Annotated in this window: 2 protein-coding genes; both read right to left on the minus strand. The window is 68.7% G+C overall.

Features of this window, described 5'->3' with window-relative positions; all coding sequences use genetic code 11:
- Positions 1 to 372: 372 nt before the first annotated feature.
- Complete coding sequence (locus U1703_RS18780; protein ID WP_332786962.1) at positions 373 to 1,044, minus strand: hypothetical protein; 672 nt, start codon at positions 1,042 to 1,044, stop codon at positions 373 to 375.
- A gap of 72 nt (positions 1,045 to 1,116) precedes the next feature.
- Entirely contained in the window at positions 1,117 to 1,329 is a 213-nt protein-coding gene (locus U1703_RS18785) for a hypothetical protein (RefSeq protein WP_332786963.1), read from the minus strand.
- Between the last annotated feature and the right edge of the window lie 83 nt (positions 1,330 to 1,412).

Consider the following 1,412-nt stretch of genomic DNA (forward strand, 5'->3'; position numbering starts at 1 on the left):
GCTTCCGCATCCAGTGCCGCCTCTAGCTCCGGCGACAGCTGCCGGTTCGGCTGATAGCCGGCACGACGCTGACGAGGGGGCACCCGCACACCCGATCGCGTACAGACCTCTGTCGGACGGAGGCGCGCCGCGCGAGGCGCCATCGAGGACAGAGGACTACACGACGCCCTGATAGGCACACAAGGATGCGCGGGCGGAAGAACCGCTCAAGGAGAGACAACAGCAAGCCCGCGCGAACATGTACGCGCCCTCAGCGGCCGCCGAGCGGAGTCGTTGTCACCGGCTCGCTGGGTCGCCGGGACGCCGCATGTCGCGCGAGGCGCATTTGCCGAAACTCGGCCGGGGCGCAACACACCGGCGACCGCTTTGCCCTCAGGTCAGCGCGGCGCTTGCCTTGGGATCGAGGCGAACAATGAGGTCGATCTCGGGGGCGATGCCTGGCGGCGCGTCGTGCGCGCGAGCGACCGCTTCGCGGGCCTGGGCGAGGAGGGTCGGCACGTCGGCGGCGAACGCGCTCTCGAATGCGATGTCCGGGAATGTGCCGATGAACACCGAGCCGTCATGAGTCACGCGCAGCTCGACCCCGATGTCCTTCAACACGCGCCACTCGAACGCCGAGGCGTACTCCTTGAGCTTGCGGACGTGGTCGGCGTGGCGGTGCTCGTTCGCCTCCAACCAAGACAGGAGTGCGGCCGTGGTGGCGAATCGGTGCGTCTCGTCGGCCTCGTAGTCGAACAGCTCGTAGGCGCCGACCCCGTAGTCGCCGGCGTCATCTGGTGGGGACACGTTGAACAGCGATGATCCGAACGGTCCGAACGACCACAGCAGCGCTTCGCCTGTGAAGTCGCAGTGCCACCCGGGCCGCCCCCCGAGCAGATCACCGAGGTCCTCCCACCAGTCCTTCGCGTCCCACCCGTACATCTGCTCGGCGAGGATGATGTAGGTCGGAGTACCGACGTCGACCTTGACCTCGACGTCCCACGCAGGCCCTCGCGGACGCCGAGGACGCCCCGCGCTCGCCGTGCCTTCACCTTCGTCGCTCATGGCTGTGACGCTACGTCGATACCGGGCCTGCCGCTGGCAACTTCGCCCACCGCCCGGCCGGAGCCGAGCTGGCTAGTGCTCGGTCGTGTCCTCGTCGGGGGTCTTGGGCCCCGTGTAGCCCATCGCTGCGAGGTGCTGCTCGAGGACCTCGTACAGGGCGTCGCCCTCGCGGGTGATGAGGTGCCGCGGCGTCCCGTCGGGCCGCCGGAGGCGGTAGTGGATCTTGCCGGTCTCGCCACGGTGACGCCAGGCGACTTCGAGAACGGGCTGAGGCAACTTCGGCATGCGGCGATGATGCCACCGCCACAGCGCCCCCGCGCCAGCCCCGACCGCTCAGGTCCTCGGGAGATGTAGATGCTGGTCGTATG

The sequence above is a fragment of the Sphingomonas flavida genome, from assembly GCF_036663655.1.
GTDB lineage: Bacteria > Pseudomonadota > Alphaproteobacteria > Sphingomonadales > Sphingomonadaceae > Sphingomonas.

What these genes read in the sequence shown, in the direction of transcription:
- U1703_RS18780 (WP_332786962.1), bottom strand. Translation starts at nt 1,044, where the DNA reads ATGAGCGACGAAGGTGAAGGCACGGCGAGCGCGGGGCGTCCTCGGCGT.
- U1703_RS18785 (WP_332786963.1), bottom strand. Translation starts at nt 1,329, where the DNA reads ATGCCGAAGTTGCCTCAGCCCGTTCTCGAAGTCGCCTGGCGTCACCGT.